Below are 19,251 nucleotides of genomic sequence, written 5' to 3' on the forward strand. Positions count from 1 at the left end.
ATGACAGCGACCGACTACGTCCCGATCCCCGCGCGTCTCGACTTCGACGCCCTCGTCCCCGCCTTCGCCCGCGTCGTGAACGACCTCGACGAGGCCGCCACGGCCGAGCTGGACCAGGCCGGCATCGACCCGGCGCTGCGCGAGCTGGTGCGGCTGCGCGCCTCCCAGCTCAACGGCTGCGCCTACTGCGTCGACATGCACGCCCGCGCCGCCCGCCGGGCCGGCGTCACGCCGCAACGCGTGGACGCCGTCGCCATCTGGTCCGACTCCAACCTGTTCACCGCCGCCGAGCGCGCCGCCCTCCACTTCACCGAGGACGTCACCCTGCTGGCCAGCACGAAGGTGCCGGCGTCGACCGTCGAAGCCCTCGCCAAGGCGTACGGGGAGGAGGGCGCCGCGGCGCTCCTCACCCTCGTCATCGCGATCAACACCTGGAACACGATCGGCGTGACCACCCGCTGCTGGCCGACCGCCATCCGCCGGCACGACTGAAGCCGGCGTCCAGGTCCCGGACCGCCCCGGCGGGCCGAGACGACGACCCGCGGCGTCGCAGATCCCGGCCGGATCCGGTATCCGGCCGGGATCTCCGCGCTGTCGACCGGCGCGGCGCGGCGCCGGTGCGGACCGGGGTCGGCTCGTCACAGGTCTCGGTCAGGTTACGGGAATTCAACACGTGTTGCGTTCGCCACAGTGCCCGTCACATGATTCCTGGCACATCGAGCGCAACTCGTGTTGACCGGAGGTCCCGTGACGGTTCGGCGGACGGATGTGGCCCGGCTGGCGGGCACCTCGCCAGCGGTGGTGAGCTATGTCCTCAATGGCGGGCCGCGCCCCGTGTCGGCACAGACCAGGGCAAAAGTGCTCGCCGCGGTCGAGCAGCTCGGCTACCGCCCCAACGGCATCGCCCGGTCACTGCGGATGAGCCGCACCATGACCCTCGGCCTGGTCATCCCGGACAACGCGAACCCCTACTTCGCCGCGCTGGCCCGCGCGATCGAGGAGGAGTCGTTCGCGAAGGGCTACACGCTGCTGATCGGCAACGCCGCGGAGAACGACGAGCGGCAGACCACCTACGTGCGTACCTTCCTCGCCCGGCAGGTCGACGGGCTGTTCATCGTCCCCGCGCACGGGCCGGCCGGGTTCCTCCCCGACCTGCAGCGCTCCCGTACCCCCTGGGTCTCGCTCGACCGCCAGGTGCCCGGCGCCAGCGCCCCCAGCGTGCTGGTCGACAACCGCGGTGGGGCCTACCTGGCGACCCGGCACCTGATCGAGCACGGCCGCCGCCGGATCGCCTGTATCGGTGGCCCCGAAGACGTCATGCCGGCCCACGACCGGGTCAGCGGCTGGCGGGACGCGCTCTCCGACGAGGGCGTCCCCCGCCGCGCGATGGCGGTCGTGCAGTCCGCGTTCGGCCGGCGCGCCGGCTACCAGGCCGCCCGCGAGCTGCTCTCCCGGCCCGAACCGCCGGACGCCATCTTCGTCGCCAGCGACGAGCAGGCCGCCGGGGTGTTCCGGGCGATCAGCGAGACCGGCCGGCGCTGCCCGGACGACGTCGCGGTCGCCTCGTTCGACGGCATCCCCGGGGCCGCCTACTCGACCCCGGCACTGACCACCATGGCCCAGCCGTTCGCCGCGATCGGCCGGGCCGCGCTGTCCCACCTGCTCGCCCAGCACGAGGGCACGACCAGCCCGACCGACGTGCTGCCCGTCGCGCTGATCCGCCGCGGGTCGTGCGGGTGCCCGGATCCACCCGGCGGTGACGCGCCGAGCGAGGGAGACAAGTCGTGAGCCGTGTCGTGGTCGTCGGCAGCGCCAACCTCGACCTCGGGGTCGCCGTGCCGCACCTGCCCGCGCCGGGCGAGACCGTGCTCGGTGAGGACATCGCCGCCCGACCCGGCGGCAAGGGCTGCAACCAGGCCGTCGCGGCCCGCCGGCTGGGCGCCGCCACGCTGTTCTTCGCCGCGGTCGGCGACGACCGGTTCGGCGCCGACGTGCGCGCGGCGATCACCGCCGAAGGGCTGCCGCCCGAGCACCTGACCACGGTGGCCGGCACCGCGACCGGCGTGGCGCTGATCGTCGTGGACGCGGCCGGGGAGAACACGGTCGTCGTCGCGCCCGGCGCGAACGCCCGGCTGACCGACGACGCGCTGGCCGCCCTGCCGGCCACGCTCGGGCCCGACGTGGTGCTCGTCCTGCAACTCGAGATCCCGCTGGCGACCTGCCTCGCCGCCGCCCGGCACGCCCGCGAGGCCGGCGCCCGGGTGGTCCTCAACGCCGCGCCGCTGCCCGACCCGGTACCGCCGGCGATGGCCACGCTGCTGCGCCATGTCGACGTGCTGGTGGTCAACGAGGGCGAGGCGCTGCGGCTGGCCGGCGCCCCCACCACGGACTGGGCCGTCCTCGCCGTCGCCCTGCGCGCGCTCGGTCCGGCGGCCTGCGTGATCACCCTCGGCGAACGCGGCGCGATACACGCCGACGCCACCGGCGCCACCGACCACCCGGCCTTCCCGGTCGACGCGGTCGACACCACCGGCGCGGGCGACAGCTTCGTCGGCGCGCTCGCCGCGGCGCTGGCCGACGGCCGCAGCCTCGCCGAGGCGGTACGCCGCGGGTGTGCGGCGGGAGCCCTGGCGACCACCCGGATGGGCGCGCAGTCGGCGCTGCCCACGAGCGCCGAGCTGGACCGGTTCCGTGCCGCACACCCGGAGCTCAGCCATGCGTGACACCGGCCTCTGGCATCCCCGGCTCGCCGCCCTGGTCGCCGGGATGGGCCACACCGACACGATCGTCGTCGCCGACGCCGGCCTGCCGGTCCCGCCCGGCGTCGAGATCGTCCACCTCGGCGTCGCCCGGGGCATCCCGACCCTCCTGCCGGTGCTCGCCGCGATCACCGCCGACCTGGTCGTCGAGGAGGCGACGGTGGCCTGGGAGCTGACCGACCCCGGCATCCTCGCCGGCCTGCACACCGGACTCGCCGGCATCCCGGTGAAGACGACCAGCCACGACGACCTCAAGGCGGCCTGCCGCAGCGCGTGCGCCGTCGTCCGTACCGGCGAGGCGACGCCGTACGCCAACGTCATCCTGCGAGCGGGGGTTCCCTTCTGATGACCGACTTCCCGAGCGACTACGAGGAGCGGGTCTACGCCGGCGTGCTCGGCAAGGTGATCGCCGTCTACCTCGGCCGCCCCTTCGAGGGCTGGCGCTTCGACCGGATCCGGGCGGAGCTGGGCGACATCACCGGCTACGTCAACCACCGCACCGACCTCGCGTTGAAGAACCACCTGCTGGTGGTCACCGACGACGACATCAGCGGCACGTTCATGTTCCCCCGGGCGCTGCGCGACCACGGCATCGAACCCGGCTCGGCCCAGATCGGCGAGACCTGGCTGAACGAGATCGCCGAGGGGCAGTCGGTGCTCTGGTGGGGCGGGGTGGGCAACTCGACCGAGCACACCGCGTACCTGCACCTCAAGGACGGGGTCCGCGCGCCGGACAGCGGGTCGATCGCCCGCAACGGCCTGGTCGTGGCCGAGCAGGTGGGCGCGCAGATCTTCGTCGAGGGTTTCGCGATGACCCGTCCCGGCGACCCGGAGGCGGCCGCCGACCTGGCCGAGCGGGCCGCCCGGGTCAGCCACGACGGCGAGTCGATCCACGCGGCCCGGGTGGTGGCCGCGCTGGTCGCCGGCGCGTTCACCGAGACCGACACGGACCGGCTGCTCGACACCGCGGTGGCGCTGATCCCGAAGGACAGCCTGATCCACCGGGTCATCGCCGACGTGCGGGAGTGGACCGCCGCCGACGCCGACTGGACGACCACCCGGGCCCGGATCGACGCCCGCTACGGCTACCAGAGCTACGGCGGCAACTGTCACGTGGTGCCCAACCACGCCACCGTGATCCACGCGGTGGCCCGCAGCGGCGGCGCGTTCCTGCCCGCCATGACGGTGGTCAACACCTCCGGCTGGGACACCGACTCCAACGCGGGCGACGTCGGCGCGATCTGCGGCGTCCTCGGCGGCCTCGCCGGGATCGACGGCGCCGGGCCGGACTACCGCGGGCCGGTCGCCGACCGGATGTACCTGCCGAGCACCGACGGGGGGTCCACGGTCACCGACGTGGCCCGGGAGGCGCTCACCCTGGCCGGACACGGCCGGGTCTGGGCCCGGCAGCCGGCCCGCGACCTGACGAAGGGCGGCGCCCGGTTCCACTTCTCGCTGCCGGGCAGCGTGCAGGGATTCACGGTCCTGGCCGGGACGGCCCGGGTGCACAACCCGGGCGGCCGGCTGGCCGTCGAACCGGCCGGCCCCGAGGTCACCGTCGCGACGCCGACCTTCATCCCGCCGGAGGCGCGCGCCATGCCGATCTACGGCCTGATCGCCAGCCCCACCCTGTACCCCGGGCAGACCGTCCACGCCCGGCTGCGGGCCGGCGCCGGCGTGCACGTCCGCCCGGTCCTCGGGCACTACGCCGACGACGGCGACACGCTGAGCTGGGTCGAAGGCCCGGCCGCGGCCGGCGCCGAGATCCGCTGGCGGGTGCCGGACCTCGGCGGCCAGCCGATCGCGTACGTCGGCCTGCGCGCCACCGGGCCGGTCGAGCTGGAGTCGCTGACCTGGGACGGCGCGCCGACGCTCACGCTGACCCGCCCGGCCACCGCCGGGACTGGGCACGGCAGCGCCGCCGACGCGATGTGGCGGCGAGCCTGGGTGCGGACCGTCGACCGCTGGGACCCGCACTGGCCGGAGCCGTTCCGGATCGTGCAGAACCGCGGCACCGGCCTGCTCGTCCAGGGTGAGCGCGGCTGGCGCGACTACACCGTGCACGCCGACGTCACCCCCCACCTGGCCGAGGCCGCCGGACTCGCCGCCCGGGTGCAGGGCCTGACCCGCTACTACGCGCTGCGGCTGGCCGGCCGCGACCGGGTCGAGCTGGTCCGCCACGAGACCGTGCTCGGCAGCCGCGACTTCCCCTGGGAGTACGGCACCACCTACCGGCTCACCATCCGGGTGGCCGGTACCCGCCTCACCGCCAGCGTCGACGACCGGGTGCTCTTCGACCTCGACGACGACGCGCTCAGCTGCGGCGGCGTCGCGCTCCTCGTCACACAGGGGCGCTCCGCCACGCAGACCGTCCGCATCACCCCCATTTCCGTTGAGGAGACATCGTGACCGCTTCGCTGAGTCGCCGGCGGTTCCTCGCCGGTGCGGGCCTGACCGCTCTCGGTATCGCCACCCCCAGCCTGCTCTCCGGCTGCGGTGGGGACAGTGGCGGCGGCGCCGGCAACGGCACCGGCAAGGTCGACCTGTGGCTGGACATCCAGGGCGACGTCAACCAGAAGTACTTCACCGACAACGTGGCCGCCGTCTTCGAGAAGGCCAAGCCGCAGATCGACCTGAACACCACCTTCTACAAGGGCGAGGACCTGCGCCGGCTGGTGCAGACCGCGTTGCAGTCGCGTTCCGGCCCGGACATCGTGCGGGGGCCGAGCGCCACCCAGACCATCGCGTGGAGCAAGGCGCACGTGCTGGCCGACCTGACCCCGTACGCCAAGAAGTTCGGCTGGCAGGACAAGCTGTCCAGCTGGGCGGTCGAGGCGTTCACCACCGACGGCAAGCTCTACGCGCTGCCGATGCGGGTCGACACCATGCTGCTCTACTTCAACAAGACGCTGTTCGCGCAGAAGGGCTGGCAGCAGCCGACCGACCGGGCGTCGCTGGAGGCGCTCGCCACCGAGGCGGCCGGCCAGGGCATCGTCCCGTTCGGCTCGTCGAACGTCGACTGGAAGGCCGCCGGCGAGTGGCTGATGACGGTCTTCTGGAACCACTACTCCGGCCCGGACGCGCTGCGGCAGGCGCTCTCCGGCGAGATCAAGTTCACCGACCCGGTGTTCGTCGACGCGGTCGCGCTGATCAAGAGCTACTTCGACAAGGGCTGGATCGGCGGCAGCGTGGAGAAGTACTTCTCCGTCCCGTCCCAGGAGATCGGCGCCAACTTCGGCAAGGGCAAGGTCGCGATGGTCCCGCAGGGCAACTGGTTCATGAGCCAGGTCGGCCAGTACTTCGGGGCGAAGGCCAAGAACGAGAACGACTGGGACTGGATGCCGGTGCCCGCGCTGCGGTCCGAGGTGAAGTATCCGCTGTTCGAGATGGGCATCGGCGGCTCGCTGGCGATCAACGAGGCGAGCAAGCACAAGGACGCCGCCGCCGAGTACCTGAACTGGTACTACGGCGACCGGGCCGCCGCGCTCAAGCGGATGGCCGACGTCCCCTCGACGTACAACATCCCGATCGACTTCGCGGACGGCGACATCCCGTCGAACATCGACCCGCGCGCGGGCCGGGTGCTCACCTCGCTCAACAAGGCGGTCGCCGACGGCCAGTACGGCTTCGTCACCTGGACCTGGTGGCCGCCGAAGACCGACGTCTTCGTCTACGAGGGCCTGGAGCAGGTGCTGACCGGCAAGCTGACGCCGGCCGCGTACTGCAAGCAGATCGACCAGATGTTCACCGAGGAGAAGGCCAACGGCAACCTGCCGCGGCTGCCCGCCAAAGGGCCCGGAAAGTGACCGCCACCGCCGCGCCGCTGACCGCGTCCGGCGCCCGCCGCGCACGGCTGCGCGCGGCGGTGGTCGGCTGGGCCTTCCTCGCGCCGCTGCTGGTGCTCAACCTGCTCGTCGTGCTCGGACCGTCCGTGGCCACCGTCTACTACTCGTTCACGGACTGGTCCGGGCTCGGGCCGGCCACCTTCATCGGCCTCGACAACTACGTCACCGCCTTCGGCGACGCGAAGGTCCACCAGGCGCTGCTGCACAACCTCATCTGGTTCGTGCTGTTCCTGACCGTGCCGATGGCGATGGGGCTGCTCGGCGCCTACCTGCTCAGCCAGGTCCGGCGGTTCCAGATGCTGTTCCGGGCGCTCTACTTCATCCCGTACGTGGTCGCCAGCGTGGTCAACGCGGCGGTGTGGAAGATGCTGCTGTCGCCGACCAGCGGCATCACCCACCAGTTCGGCATCGACCAGTCGTGGCTGGGTGACACCAGCACCGCGCTGCTGTCGGTCAACTTCGTCGTGGACTGGCACTGGTGGGGCTTCCTCGCGGTCATCTTCCTGTCCGCGATGCAGGGCGTCGACCCGGCGCTCTACGACGCGGCCAAGGTCGACGGCGCCAGCCGCTGGCAGCAGTACCGGAACGTCACGCTGCCCGGCATCCGGCCGACCATGGTGTTCATCGTGCTGATGACGGTGATCTGGTCGCTGAAGGCGTTCGACTACATCTTCATCATGACCCAGGGCGGGCCGGCCGGGTCCAGCGAGGTCGTCTCGACGCTCATGTACAAGCAGGCGTTCAACGAATACTCGGCCGGCTACGCGGCCGCCCTGGGCCTGTCGATGACGCTGGTCACCGCGGTGATCCTCGCCGTCTACCAGTGGATGCGGAAGAAGGGATGGGAGGACGAATGACCGCCACCACCGTCGACCGGCCGGCGCCCGCCGGGGCCGCCCCGAGCGCGCCGGGGCGCGGCCGCCGTCGCGTGCGGCTCAACGGGGGTACGCACTACGTCGTGCTGATCGTCCTCGCGCTGTTCGCGATCGGGCCGCTCGTCGCCGTGCTGTTCAACGCGTTCAAGAACAATGCCGAGATCGGCTCCAACCCGCTCGCGCCGCCCACCTCGTTCAGCCTCGACAACTTCGTCGAGGCCTGGACCCGCGGCGACTTCGCCACCACGATGCGCAACAGCCTGATCATCTGCCTGGGCTCGGTGATTGGCACCTGCGTGGTCGCCGGGCTGGCCGCGTTCGCGCTGAGCCAGCTGCGGGTGCCCGGCGGCGGGGCGGTCGTCGCCTACCTGTTCCTGGGCAGCGCGCTGCCCGTACAGCTGTTCCTGGTGCCGTTGTTCTTCCTCTGGACGCAGCTGCACCTGACCGACAACCTGTTCGGGCTGATCGTCATCTACTGGGCGACCGACGCGCCGTTCGCGACGCTGCTGTTGCGGTCGTTCCTGCTGAAGATCCCGAAGGACTTCACCGAGGCGGCCCGGCTCGACGGCGCGTCGAGCCTGCAGATCGCCTGGCGGGTGGTGCTGCCGCTGGCCTGGCCGGGATTCCTCACCGTGGCGCTGATCGTCGCGCTCTGGTCGTGGAACGAGTTCTTCTGGGCGATCACCTTCATCCACACCCCCGAGCTGCGGCCCGTCTCGACGAGCTTCCTCGCGTTCCAGGACCAGTACTCCACCGACTGGGGTCTGACCAGCGCCGCGGCGATCTTCATGCTCGGGCCCGTGGTGATCCTGTTTTTGGTGCTGCAGCGCAAGTTCGTGAGCGGCCTGACCTCCGGAGGTATCAAGTGAGCCGTCCCAACCTCATCCTGATCATCGCCGACCAGCTGCGGCGCCAGGCGCTGGGCTGCTACGGGGACCCGAACGTCAACACCCCGCACATCGACGCGCTCGCCGCCGCCGGCACCCGGTTCGACGCCGCCTCCTCGACCTATCCGGTCTGCGTCCCCTACCGGTTCTCGCTGATGACCGGCGAGTACGCGCACACCCGCTTCATCCCGTCCATCGAGTGGCGGATGTCGCCGGCGGAGCGGACGCTGGCCGACGAGCTGAACGAGGCCGGGTACGCGACGGCGCTGTTCGGCAAGTGGCACCTCTACGGCAACTTCGGCCACTACCCGGGGCACAACGTGGTGAAGGCGTCCCGGACCCCGGTGCCGCGGCCCTTCCAGGGGCGGTTCCAGCGGTTCGCCGGGTTCGACATCTGCAACGACCCGTGGGACACCTACTACTGGAACGAGGACGACCCGACCCCGCACAAGATCGACGGCTTCCAGACCGACGGCCTCTTCGACCTGGCCATCGCGCACCTCGGTGCGGTCGACCGGCCGTTCGCGACGGTGCTCTCGGTCGAACCGCCGCACCCGATCTTCACGGCGCCCGAACCGTACCTGGAGCGCTGGCGGGACCGGGAGATCGTGCTGCGGGACAACGTCGAGCTGGGCAAGCAGTACAACAAGCGCGGACCGCACGGCCGCGACCTGCTCGACGACCTCCGCGTCTACTACGCGATGATCGAGAACCTGGACGACAACATCGGCCGGCTGGTCGCCGCGCTGCGCGAGAACGGGCAGCTCGACAACACCGTGATCGCGCTCACCGCCGACCACGGCGAGCTGCTCGGGTCGCACGGCCTGCTGGCCAAGCAGCGGCCCTGGGAGGAATCCCTCGGCGTCCCGCTGATCGTCTCGGGCGGCCCCGCCGTCGCCGCCACGGTGGCCGATCCGGTCTGCACCGAGGACCTGTTTCCCACCCTGCTCGGCCTCGCCGGGGTCACGCCCGCCGCGCCGAAGCCCGGGCTCGACCTGAGCCCGGTGGTGCGGGGCGAGACCGCCGGCGTGCCGCGCGAGGGCGTACTGCTCGAGTTCGTCGCGGAGATGCGGCCCGGCCTGCCGTTCCACGAGGAGACCTGGCGCGGGATCCGGACCCGGCGCTACAAGTACACGGTCCTCGGGGACGCGCACGGCGGCCGGCCCTGGCAGTTCTTCGACCTGGACAACGACCCCTACGAGATGACCAACCTGGTGGACGACCCGGCACACGCGGCCGAGGTGAGCCGCCACCACGCGCTGCTCCGCGACCGGCTGGTCGAGACCCACGACCACTACGTGCTGGCCCCCGCGTTCGGCGCGCCGGGCCTCAACGAGTGGGACCCGGAAGCGAAGTTCCAGCGCCGCTTCGGCTGACCCCCCGACGACCAGGAAGCGGGTACCCGCGTGCCACGCGGCTTCAACAACGTCCAGGCCGGCAACGTCGTCCTCGATCCGGCGACCACCGACGCGGTACGGATCTACCGCAGCACCGACGGGAGCTGCCGCACATGAGACCCAACATCGTCGTCGTCCTCGCCGACGACCTGGGCTGGGGGGACCTCGGCTGCTACGGCTCGGCGATCCCCACCCCGCACATCGACGCGCTCGCCGCCCGGGGCGTCCGCGCGACCGACGCGCACTCCGCCTCGGCGGTCTGCACGCCGAGCCGCTACGCCCTGATGACCGGCCGCTACGCCTGGCGCGGGCCGCTGAAGAACTTCGTGCTGATGGGTCACGGTCCGGCGCTGATCGAGCCGGGCCGGCCGACCCTCGCGTCGGTGCTGCGCGACGCCGGCTACGCCACCGGCGCGTTCGGCAAGTGGCACCTCGGGCTCGGCTGGCGCCACACCGACGGCACGGTCCGGGACGCCTTCGCCCCCGGCGCGCGGCTGCACGACGACGTCGAGACGGACTTCGGGCGGGACATCGACTACACCGCGCCGATCACCGGTGGCCCGACCGCACTCGGCTTCGACCGCTTCTTCGGCATCGCCGGCTCGCTGGACATGCCGCCGTACGCGTTCATCGACCAGGACCGCACCCTCGGCGTCCCGGACCGGGAGAAGGGGGAGTACCTCACCGAGCAGCGGCCCGGCCTCCAGGCGCCCGGTTTCCGGGAGGACGCGGTCGATGTCCGCTTCGCGGCGGAGGCGGTGCGCTGGATCCGCTCGGTGCCGACCGACCAACCGTTCCTCTGCTACGTCACGCCCTCGGCGCCGCACCGCCCGGTCGTCCCGCCGGACGGGGTGCGCGGGCGGTCCGGGCTCGGCGACCGCGCCGACGGGGTCTGCCTGGTCGACGACATCGTCGGGCAGCTGGTCGCCGCCATCGACGAACGTGGTCAGCGCGACAATACCTTGGTGATCGTCACCAGCGACAACGGCGCTCCCATGATCTTCACCGACGACGGTGACGTGTCCGAGCACCGGCCCAACGGTGACTGGCGCGGCCAGAAGGGCGACCTCTGGGACGGCGGCCACCGGGAGCCGTTCGTCGCGTCCTGGCCCGGTCGCATCCCGGCGGGCGGGGAGCTGGGTGCGCCGGTCTGCCTGACCGACGTGCTGCCCACCGCCGCCGCGGCCGCCGGCGCGACCCTGCCCGCGGGCGCCGCCGAGGACGGCATCGACCTCCTCGGCGCGCTCACCGGGGCAGCGCCGCCGCCACCGGCCGACCGCCCGATCGTGCACCACAGCCTCGGCGGCCGGTTCGCGCTGCGGGCCGGCCGGTGGAAGGCCGTCTTCGCGCCCGGCTCGGGCGGCGGATTCTCCGAGCCGTCGATCGACGCGTTGTTCAGCTCCGGCTCCGGCAAGGCGCACGAGAACCCGCCGTGGGACGCCGACCACCCGCGCGGCCAGCTCTACGACATCAGCGCCGATCCGCGCGAGACCACCGACCGCTGGGACTCCGAGCCCGAGGTGGTGGCCGCGCTCTACGACCAGCTGCGCGGGATCTGCCGCGACGAGACCAGCGGGCTGGCGTTCGACGTACCCCTATCGAAGGTCTGATCGTGTCCCACGCATGCTGTTCCCCCGGCCGCGGCCCGCACGACGACGAGGCGCCCGCACCGGTCGTGCCGGTGCGGGTCGTCGACCGGCAGCAGGCCGCGCGCGGCACCGTGCTGATCCCGGCCGGCCCGTTCCGGATGGGCAGCGACGACCCCGACGTCTTCCCCGACGACGGCGAGGGACCCGTCCGCGAGGTGTCGATCGCGGCATTCCGGATCGACGCGAAGGCGGTCACCAACGCCCAGTTCGCCACGTTCGTCAAGGCCACCGGCTACCAGACCGACGCCGAACGGTTCGGTTGGTCGTACGTGTTCCACCTGTTCGTCCGGGGCGAGGCGGCGCACCGGGTGCTCGACGGGCAGGTGCCCGGGGCGCCGTGGTGGCTCCCGGTGGAGGCGGCGTCCTGGCGCGCGCCGGAGGGACCGGGCTCGGACGTGTCCCGGCGGGCGAACCACCCGGTGGTGCACGTGTCGTGGCACGACGCGACCGCCTATGCCGCGTGGGCCGGCAAGCGCCTGCCGACCGAGGCCGAATGGGAGAAGGCCGGCCGGGGCGGCCTCGACCAGGCCCGCCTCCCGTGGGGCGACGAACTCGCCCCGCGCGGCCAGCACCGCTGCAACACCTGGCAGGGCGACTTCCCACGACGGAACACCGGCGAGGACGGCCACCTCGGCACCGCGCCGGTGGGCGCGTACCGGCCCAACGGCTACGGCCTCTACAACACCAGCGGCAACGTCTGGGAGTGGTGCGCCGACTGGTTCAGCACCGACTGGCACGCCGAGCCCTCGCCGGCGACCCGGATCAATCCGGTGGGCCCGGCAACCGGCCTGACCCGGGTGATGCGTGGCGGCTCGTACCTCTGCCACGAGTCCTACTGCAACCGCTACCGGGTGTCGGCGCGTACCTCGTCCACGCCGGACAGCACGACCGGTCACGCCGGCTTCCGGTGCGCGGTGGACGCCTGAGCCGCTCCGGAGCGGGCGGCCGAGGCGACCCACCCGGACGCCGGGCGGCGGCGCGGGGAGTCAGCGGGCCGGGTCGGGCGCCGGCGACGGCTGCCACTCCCGCCTGATCAGCCCGTAGACCCACGAGTCGGAGACCTCGCCGTTCACCACGCAGTCCTCCCGCAGCGTCCCCTCCCGCACGAAACCGAGCTTCTCCAGCACCCGGGCCGAGGCCACGTTGCGGGTGTCGGCCTCCGCCTGGACGCGGTTGAGGTCCAGCGTGTCGAAGGCCCACCGCAGCAACGCGTGCGCGGCCTCCGTCGCGTATCCCCGGCCCCACGCCGCCTGCCGATAGCAGTAGCCCAGCGTCGCGCTGCGGTGTTCCGGATTCCACCGGAGCAGGCCGCACCAGCCGAGGAAGGTCTGGTCCGCGGCGCGGTCCACGGCCACCCGGGCCCCGGTGCCCTCGGCGGCCAGTTGCCGGCAGGCCGCGATGAACCGCTCGGCCCGCTCGGCTTCGCGCCATGGCGGCGCGTCCCAGTAGCGCAACACGTGGGGGTCGCGGTGCAGCGCGAAGAGGTCGTCGGCATCCGCGTCGCCGAAGGGACGCAGCCGGAGCCGAGCGGTGTGCAGGGTGGGAGTGGGCAGCGCCATGGGCGTCATGATCCCGCCCCGGCCGGTGGCCGATCAACCGGGTTCGAGCACGTCGTCGGCCACCGCCGCCGCGGGTGCCAGGACGGGCCCGACACGCGGCGGCGGGGCGAGCGCGGACCCCGCCGCCATGGCCGCGATGGACCGGCGCGCGAAACGGAATGTCCGAAGCGGCGCGGAATTGTCTTTTGGCGGGCTGCCGCCCCTTAAGGCCGGATGAATGCTTTAACGAAAATCGTTATGCGTCGTTGACGCTGATGGTCTTGATCGATAAGAAGTAGACCATCCGGGCGAGGTCCGGCCACACGGGGAGAGGCATCTATGAGATGTCGGTTGGCAATGCTCTGCGCCCTTTTACTGCTCACGGGAATGGTTTTTGCGCCCCCGGCGTCGGCCGCGCCCCCGCCGTCTCCGTCTCCCAGCGCCACCGCGCCGGCCCGGGTGGCGCCCCAGGCCGTGGTGCCGACGGCGAGCACGGCCGGCAAGGTGATGGTGGTCGGGGACTCCATCTCGCACGGCAGTAGCGGGGACTGGACCTGGCGCTACCGGCTGTACAAGCATCTGGTCGCCAACAACGTGACCGTGGACCTGGTCGGGCCCAAGACCGGCCTGGAGAACATGATGACGCCGGAATCCGGCGACGAGGACCACACCTACGCCGACCCGGCCTTCGACCAGGACCACGAGGCGACCTGGGGTCAGCCCCTGGACACCGAGGTGGGGGTGATCCGGGACCGGGTCACCACCTACCAGCCCGATTACCTGCTGGTGCTGCTGGGCATCAACGACCTGGTCTGGTTGTCGCACACGCCGACCCAGGTCGAGGCGAACCTGCGGACCTTCATCGCCAACGCGCGGCTCGGCAACCCCAACGTCAAGCTGGTCTTCAGCAAGCTCCTGCCGACGCAGCGCGCCGCGGACGAGACCGCCTTCGCGGCGAAGGTGTCGGACGTGAACCAGCGGCTGGTGACGGTCGCCGCCCAGTTGACCACCACCGCCTCACCCGTGGTGGTGGCCGACCCGACCGGTGAGTTCGTGCCCGGCGAGCACACCTGGGACGGCGTACACCCGAACGCCCGCGGTGAGCTGCGGATCGCCGCCGCCTTCGCCGACGTCCTCGCCAGCCGCTTCGCGGTCGGTGCCAGTTACCCGCGCCCGTATCAGGAACCGCCGGTGGGACCGCAGCAGGCGCCGGTCGCGTCGGTCGTCTCCACCGGAGCCGGCAAGGCGGACCTGTCCTGGACCCCGTCGGTGGGGGCGAACCAGTACTGGGTCTGGACCCAGGACGACGTGCTCAATGCCGAGTGGACGAAGCTGCCCATCCCGCTGACCGCCGACTACAACCCCTGGCACATGACGGACCTGGTGCCGGGCGCGACGTACAAGTGGAAGGTGCAGGCGGCCAAGGGCAACGACGCCGGGGCGATCTCCAACGAGGTGACCCTCACCGTGCCAGGGACGCCACCGGCCGCGCCCACCGCGCCGAGCGCCGCGCCGGGGAACCGCTCGGCCACCCTGAGCTGGACCGCCGCGCCGAACGCCAGCGGCTATCTGATCCACATGCGTAACCTCACCCTCGGCGAGACGACCTTCACCCAGCTGCCCTACCCGGTGGCGGCGTCGCCGTGGGTCGCCGAAGGGCTCATCAACGGCGCCCGGTACGAGTTCAAAGTCCAGTCACTCAACGGCAGGATCGCGGGCGGGACCTCCAGCGCGGTGGCGGTGACCCCCACCGGTCCCGCGCCGGCCGGGGTGACCGACCTGCGGGTCACCAACGGCAACGGCGAGGCGAGCCTGCAGTGGACCGAGGTGCCGAACGCCACCGGCTACTACATCCACCAGCGCAACGTCACCGCCGGGGAGACCTCCTTCACCCGGCTGCCGTGGCCGGTGCCCGGCCCCCAGTGGACGGCCGAGGACCTGGTCAACGGGGCGACCTACGAATTCAAGATCCAGTCTGCGAACGGGCTCATCGACGGGGGCCTGTCGAACGTGGTCACGGCGCGTCCGACGATCACGGCGCCCGCCGCCCCCACCGGCCTCAGCGCCACCGCCGGCAACGGCACGGCGACGCTGCGCTGGACCGCAGCCGCGAACGCGACCGGCTACCTGGTGCACATGCGCAACGTGACCGCCGGCGAGAGCGACTTCACCGAGTTGCCGTTCCCGGTCTCCGGCACCCAGTGGCTCGCCGACCTGCTGGTCAACGGCGCGACGTACGAGTTCAAGTTGCAGTCGGTCAACGGGCTGGTCAAGGGCGGCTTCTCCAGCACCGTGTCGGTGCGCCCGACGGTGGCGCCACCCGCGGGCCCGACCAACCTGAGCGTCAGCAACGGGAACCGCGAGGTGACGCTGAGCTGGACGGCCGCGACCAACGCCACGGGCTACATCGTGTACATGCGCAACGTCAGCGCCGGGGAGAGCAGCTTCACCCGGCTGCCCTTCGCGGTGCCGGGAACGAGGTGGACCGCCGAACTGCTGACCAACGGCGCGACGTACGAGTTCAAGTTGCAGTCGGAGAGCGGGCTGATCGCCGGCGGCTACTCCGCGACGGTCACCGCGCGGCCGACCGGCCCGGCGCCACCGGCACCCACCAACCTGGTCGCCAAGGCGGGCGACCGGGAGGCGGTGCTCACCTGGAGCATGCCCGCCAACGCCACCTGCGTCTACGCGTACATGCGGAACGTGACCGCGGGCGAGAGCTTCGCCAAGCTGCCGATCGCGATCTGTGACGACTCCTGGACGGCCGGCTTGCTGATCAACGGCGCGACCTACGAGTTCAAGCTCCAGGCGTACGACGGGCTGATCGCCGGCGGCACCACGGCGGCGGTCTCGGTCCGGCCGACCGCGCCGCCGCCGCCCGGACCCGAATCGCTCACCGTGACCGGCGGCGACCACAAGGCCACCCTGCAGTGGACCGGCGCCTCCGGCGCGACCGGCTACTACATCTGGGTCCGGGAGATCACCTTCGGCAAGTCGTGGGAGCGGCTGCCGTACGCCATCGGCTACCGCTACTTCGTGGCCAACAACCTGGTCAACGGGGCCACCTACGAGTTCAAGGTGCAGTCGGTCGACGGCTACATCGCCGGCGGCTACTCCAACACCGTCGCGGTGGTGCCACTGGGCCCGACGCCGCAGGTCGGCACGCTCTCGGTGACCCCGAAGCTCGGCGAGGCGACCCTGTCCTGGGGCCGCTCCGGCACCGCGACGGGCTACTACATCTGGATGCGTGACGTCACCGCCGGCCAGGCGTTCAGCCAGCTGGAGTTCGCGGTCTCCGGGCCGACCTTCCAGGCCAAGTTCCTGGTACCCGGCGACCGGTACGAGTTCAAGGTCCAGGCCGTGAACGGCCTGCAACGGGGGGCGTACTCCAACACGGTCGGGGTGAGCATCCTGCTGCCGGCGGCGCCCACCGGCCTGACGGCCAGCCAGGGCGGGGCCTACGAGGCGAAGCTCAAGTGGAACGCGGTGCCGGGCGCGGACGGCTACATCATCTACCACGGCGTCAGCAGCCGGCCGGACGAGGACGCGGCGATGACTCCGCTGCCGTTCCCGGTCACCGGGACCAGCTTCACCATGGGTTACCTGGTCGACAAGGGGATCCACCACTTCCAGGTGGCGGCGACGAAGTACGGCCGCACGGGTTCCCGCTCGAGCGAGGCGTTGATGTCGCCGTTGATGACGAATCCCCTGTTCTTCCAGGCCCAGTACCGCTACTTCCAGGGCTCGGTCCTGTCCAAGGACCGGCGGTCGGTCTACGGTGCCCCGGCCGCGCCGAGCAACGGCATCCTGGTGGCCCGCGCCTACATCGGTGACAAGTTCCCGTACAACCCGATCAGCGACGGCCGGGTCAACCCCGACTACCGCCCGTACGCCAGCGCCCGGATCCACGTGGCCTGGGCGTCGGACGGCAGCCCCGGGAACCGGTACGGCAGGTTCGGCGTCCTCGCCCAGGGCAGCTGTGTCTTCAGTCTCTGCGTCGACGCGTTGCCGGTGGTCAACTCCTCCTCGCCGGCGGACGACCTCGACACGGTGAGCCTGAACTACTTCTGGTACAGCGGCACCGGCAGCGCGCTGACCTTCAACTGGAAGGCGAGCAACTCCCAGACGAACAGCATCTGGCCGCTCAGCGCCCACATCGACACCCGGGTCGACCTGCAGGGCGTCAGCGCGGCGCGGCTCACCACCGATCACTTCCCGTCCTACGAGGTGATCCACTACCCGCAGCTGACCGCCAACGGCGTCGAGGACTGGCGGACCCTGGTCACCTGCGGGCAGTACCAGATCGACGGCCTGTACGACAGCCCGGGGGAGCGACGCACATGCTCCTGACGTACCGGAAGGCCGCCGCCCTGCTGGCCGGGCTCCTGCTGCTGGCCGGGTGCGACGACGGGGGTCCCGAGCGGGCCAGGCCGGACCCGAGCCCGCGCGGGACGGTGACCGGCGCGCCGGGCAGCATGAGTTCCCCGGCGGCGTTCACCGAGGCGGACGTGGCCTTCGTCGACGGGCTGCTGGCCCGGCGCAGGCAGGCGGTGGCGATGGCCACCGCCATGCGGGACCAGGCCCGTGATCGGGAGGTCGCCGGCCTGGCGTCCGGGGTGGTGACGGTCTACCCCGGGGAGATCGAGCGGGCCACCGCCCTGCTGACCGGTTGGGGCCGCCGCCCGTCCGGTCCGGCCGGATCGGCGTCGGCCTGGCCGAGCGCCCCGGCCGGTGCGGAGCTGGACCTGCGGTTCGTGTCGTCGCTGCTGGAGAACCAGCGGGCGGTGCAGCGGCTGGCCTCGGCCCGGCTGGCCGCGGCCGGTTCGGGCACGGTGACCCAGTTGGCGACGACGACCGCCGGCGGCGCCACCGCGCAGATCACCGGCCTGGAGGCCACGCTGCGGCGGCTGAAGGGAGCGGCCGGTTAGCTCACGGTGGTCGGCGGCCGGCCGGGGATGACCCGGCCGGCCGCCGGGCGGTCAGCGCCGGCCGGCCCGATCCGCGCCCGCGTCACCCGCGCGGGCCGCGTCGTCGGATCCGGGCGGCGCCGGCCGCGTCGCCCAGGTCACCGGCAGCTCGGCCAGGCCGAAGGTCACCGCGTTCGGGCGCCAGGGCACCTCGCCGGCCGGTACGGCACACCGCAGGTCGGGCAGGCGGCGGGCCAGCTCCACCAGGGCGATCCGCAGCTCGGCCCGGGCGAGCGGCTGCCCGATGCACTGGTGGACGCCGAAGCCGAAGGCGAGGTGCTGGTGGACGTCCGCGCGCCCGGGGTCGAGCCGGTCGCCGTCCGGGAAGACGGCGGGGTCGCGGTTGGCCAGCGGCAGCATCGCCACCACCCCCTCGCCCGCCCGGATCCGCTGGCCGCCGATCTCGATGTCCTCGAGCGCCAACCGGGGCAGGCCGGCGCGCACCACGGTCAGGTAGCGCAGCAGCTCCTCCACCAGGTCCGGCGCCCGCTCCGGGTCGTCGCGCAGCGCCGCCAGGTGCTCCGGATGCTCGAGCAGCGCGAGCACCGAGAGCCCGATCATGTTGGCGGTGGTCTCGTGGCCGGCGATGAGCAGCAGCATGCCGATGCCCAGCAGCTCCTCCACGCCCAGCTCCCCGGGGACGACGTAGTCGACCGTCAGCCGGCTCAGCAGGTCGTCACCGGGCTCGACGCGCTTGGCCTGGATCAGCTCGAACAGCAGGGCGCCGAGGTCGCCGAGGGCCGCGTTGATCTCCGCCGGCCCGGAGGCCCGGTCCATGATGGCCAGGCTCTGCCGCTGGAACCGCTCGTGTTCGGCATAGGGCACGCCGAGCAGGTGGCAGATGGTCATCGAGGTGACCGGCAAGGCGAACGAGCTGATCAGGTCGGCCGGTGGCCCGGCCGCCCGCATCCGCTCCAGCGCGTCCACCACGGTCTGTTCGATCAGCGGCTCGATCCGCCGGATGTTGCGGAGCATGAACTCCGGCAGCAGCATCTTGCGCAGCCGGCTGTGCTCCACGCCGTCCAGGTAGATGAACGCCCCCGCGGCGCTCTCCTGCTCGGGCGGGATCGGGTTGAGCACCGGAAAGCCGGGACGGTACGGGTTGGAGCTCAGCCCGGGCGCCCGCAGCAGCGCCCGGACGTCGGCGTGCCGGGTGACCAGCCAGGCCCAGCCGCCGAAGGGCAGCCGCACCCTGGTCACCGGCCCGTCCAGGCGGGCCAGGTCGGGCTCGCCGACCGGGACGAACGGCTGGGCCCGAGGGCTCAGGAAGGGAAACGCCGGCAGTTCGGCGACGTCGACATCGGACATGGCAACACCTCGACAGACGTTCGAGC

The 19,251-nt window shown here is 72.2% G+C and carries 15 protein-coding genes; 13 read left to right on the forward strand and 2 right to left on the reverse strand.

Annotation, left to right across the window (positions count from 1 at the left end; translation table 11 throughout):
- The 11 genes from ACIBPB_RS27840 to ACIBPB_RS27890 all read left to right on the forward strand — a co-directional run bounded on the left by ACIBPB_RS27840 (position 1) and on the right by ACIBPB_RS27890 (position 12,338).
- Positions 1-492 (forward strand): carboxymuconolactone decarboxylase family protein, encoded by a 492-nt coding sequence (locus tag ACIBPB_RS27840; RefSeq protein WP_396842401.1) that lies wholly within the window; start codon positions 1-3, stop codon positions 490-492.
- Positions 493-747: 255 nt separating this feature from the next.
- Positions 748-1,788, forward strand: coding sequence for a LacI family DNA-binding transcriptional regulator (locus tag ACIBPB_RS27845; protein WP_396842402.1), 1,041 nt, complete (start codon positions 748-750; stop codon positions 1,786-1,788).
- Positions 1,785-2,723: a ribokinase gene (locus ACIBPB_RS27850; RefSeq protein WP_396842403.1), complete on the forward strand. Its 939-nt coding sequence runs from the start codon at positions 1,785-1,787 to the stop codon at positions 2,721-2,723. The genes ACIBPB_RS27845 and ACIBPB_RS27850 overlap by 4 nt, the downstream gene beginning before the upstream one ends.
- Positions 2,716-3,105 (forward strand): D-ribose pyranase, encoded by a 390-nt coding sequence (rbsD, locus tag ACIBPB_RS27855; protein ID WP_396842405.1) that lies wholly within the window; start codon positions 2,716-2,718, stop codon positions 3,103-3,105. The genes ACIBPB_RS27850 and rbsD overlap by 8 nt, the downstream gene beginning before the upstream one ends.
- Entirely contained in the window at positions 3,105-5,168 is a 2,064-nt protein-coding gene (locus ACIBPB_RS27860) for an ADP-ribosylglycohydrolase family protein (protein WP_396842406.1), read from the forward strand. The genes rbsD and ACIBPB_RS27860 overlap by 1 nt, the downstream gene beginning before the upstream one ends.
- On the forward strand, positions 5,165-6,565 hold the full coding sequence (locus tag ACIBPB_RS27865; RefSeq protein ID WP_396842407.1) for an ABC transporter substrate-binding protein: 1,401 nt from the start codon (positions 5,165-5,167) through the stop codon (positions 6,563-6,565). The genes ACIBPB_RS27860 and ACIBPB_RS27865 overlap by 4 nt, the downstream gene beginning before the upstream one ends.
- Positions 6,562-7,461 (forward strand): carbohydrate ABC transporter permease, encoded by a 900-nt coding sequence (locus tag ACIBPB_RS27870; protein ID WP_396842408.1) that lies wholly within the window; start codon positions 6,562-6,564, stop codon positions 7,459-7,461. Before ACIBPB_RS27865 ends, ACIBPB_RS27870 begins: the two co-directional genes overlap by 4 nt.
- Complete coding sequence (locus ACIBPB_RS27875) at positions 7,458-8,348, forward strand: carbohydrate ABC transporter permease (protein WP_396842409.1); 891 nt, start codon at positions 7,458-7,460, stop codon at positions 8,346-8,348. Before ACIBPB_RS27870 ends, ACIBPB_RS27875 begins: the two co-directional genes overlap by 4 nt.
- Positions 8,345-9,742, forward strand: coding sequence for a sulfatase (locus ACIBPB_RS27880; RefSeq protein WP_396842410.1), 1,398 nt, complete (start codon positions 8,345-8,347; stop codon positions 9,740-9,742). The genes ACIBPB_RS27875 and ACIBPB_RS27880 overlap by 4 nt, the downstream gene beginning before the upstream one ends.
- A 134-nt stretch (positions 9,743-9,876) precedes the next feature.
- The gene (locus ACIBPB_RS27885) at positions 9,877-11,373 is read left to right on the forward strand and encodes an arylsulfatase (protein WP_396842411.1); all 1,497 of its coding nucleotides are present in this window, start codon (positions 9,877-9,879) and stop codon (positions 11,371-11,373) included.
- 2 nt (positions 11,374-11,375) lie between these two features.
- Positions 11,376-12,338 (forward strand): formylglycine-generating enzyme family protein, encoded by a 963-nt coding sequence (locus ACIBPB_RS27890; protein ID WP_396842412.1) that lies wholly within the window; start codon positions 11,376-11,378, stop codon positions 12,336-12,338.
- 60 nt (positions 12,339-12,398) lie between these two features.
- On the opposite strand, the gene ACIBPB_RS27895 is transcribed toward ACIBPB_RS27890, so the two are convergent.
- Positions 12,399-12,971 (reverse strand): GNAT family N-acetyltransferase, encoded by a 573-nt coding sequence (locus ACIBPB_RS27895; protein WP_396842413.1) that lies wholly within the window; start codon positions 12,969-12,971, stop codon positions 12,399-12,401.
- Positions 12,972-13,409: 438 nt separating this feature from the next.
- On the opposite strand from ACIBPB_RS27895, the gene ACIBPB_RS27900 reads away from it, so the two are divergent.
- Both ACIBPB_RS27900 and ACIBPB_RS27905 read left to right on the forward strand, forming a co-directional pair.
- Entirely contained in the window at positions 13,410-17,300 is a 3,891-nt protein-coding gene (locus tag ACIBPB_RS27900) for a GDSL-type esterase/lipase family protein (RefSeq protein ID WP_396842415.1), read from the forward strand.
- The gene (locus ACIBPB_RS27905) at positions 17,291-17,878 is read left to right on the forward strand and encodes a DUF305 domain-containing protein (RefSeq protein WP_396842416.1); all 588 of its coding nucleotides are present in this window, start codon (positions 17,291-17,293) and stop codon (positions 17,876-17,878) included. The genes ACIBPB_RS27900 and ACIBPB_RS27905 overlap by 10 nt, the downstream gene beginning before the upstream one ends.
- A 51-nt stretch (positions 17,879-17,929) precedes the next feature.
- On the opposite strand, the gene ACIBPB_RS27910 is transcribed toward ACIBPB_RS27905, so the two are convergent.
- Positions 17,930-19,225: a cytochrome P450 gene (locus tag ACIBPB_RS27910; RefSeq protein ID WP_396842417.1), complete on the reverse strand. Its 1,296-nt coding sequence runs from the start codon at positions 19,223-19,225 to the stop codon at positions 17,930-17,932.
- Positions 19,226-19,251: the final 26 nt, after the last annotated feature.

Origin of the sequence: Micromonospora sp. NPDC049836, assembly GCF_044465125.1 — a bacterium.
In the GTDB taxonomy this organism is placed as follows: Bacteria; Actinomycetota; Actinomycetes; order Mycobacteriales; family Micromonosporaceae; genus Micromonospora.

Bases quoted from the DNA above. Each gene is read 5' to 3' on its own strand.
- ACIBPB_RS27910 (WP_396842417.1), bottom strand. From the start codon at position 19,225: ATGTCCGATGTCGACGTCGCCGAACTGCCGGCGTTTCCCTTCCTGAGC.
- ACIBPB_RS27905 (WP_396842416.1), top strand. From the start codon at position 17,291: ATGCTCCTGACGTACCGGAAGGCCGCCGCCCTGCTGGCCGGGCTCCTG.
- rbsD (WP_396842405.1), top strand. From the start codon at position 2,716: ATGCGTGACACCGGCCTCTGGCATCCCCGGCTCGCCGCCCTGGTCGCC.
- ACIBPB_RS27840 (WP_396842401.1), top strand. From the start codon at position 1: ATGACAGCGACCGACTACGTCCCGATCCCCGCGCGTCTCGACTTCGAC.
- ACIBPB_RS27885 (WP_396842411.1), top strand. From the start codon at position 9,877: ATGAGACCCAACATCGTCGTCGTCCTCGCCGACGACCTGGGCTGGGGG.
- ACIBPB_RS27895 (WP_396842413.1), bottom strand. From the start codon at position 12,971: ATGGCGCTGCCCACTCCCACCCTGCACACCGCTCGGCTCCGGCTGCGT.
- ACIBPB_RS27875 (WP_396842409.1), top strand. From the start codon at position 7,458: ATGACCGCCACCACCGTCGACCGGCCGGCGCCCGCCGGGGCCGCCCCG.
- ACIBPB_RS27860 (WP_396842406.1), top strand. From the start codon at position 3,105: ATGACCGACTTCCCGAGCGACTACGAGGAGCGGGTCTACGCCGGCGTG.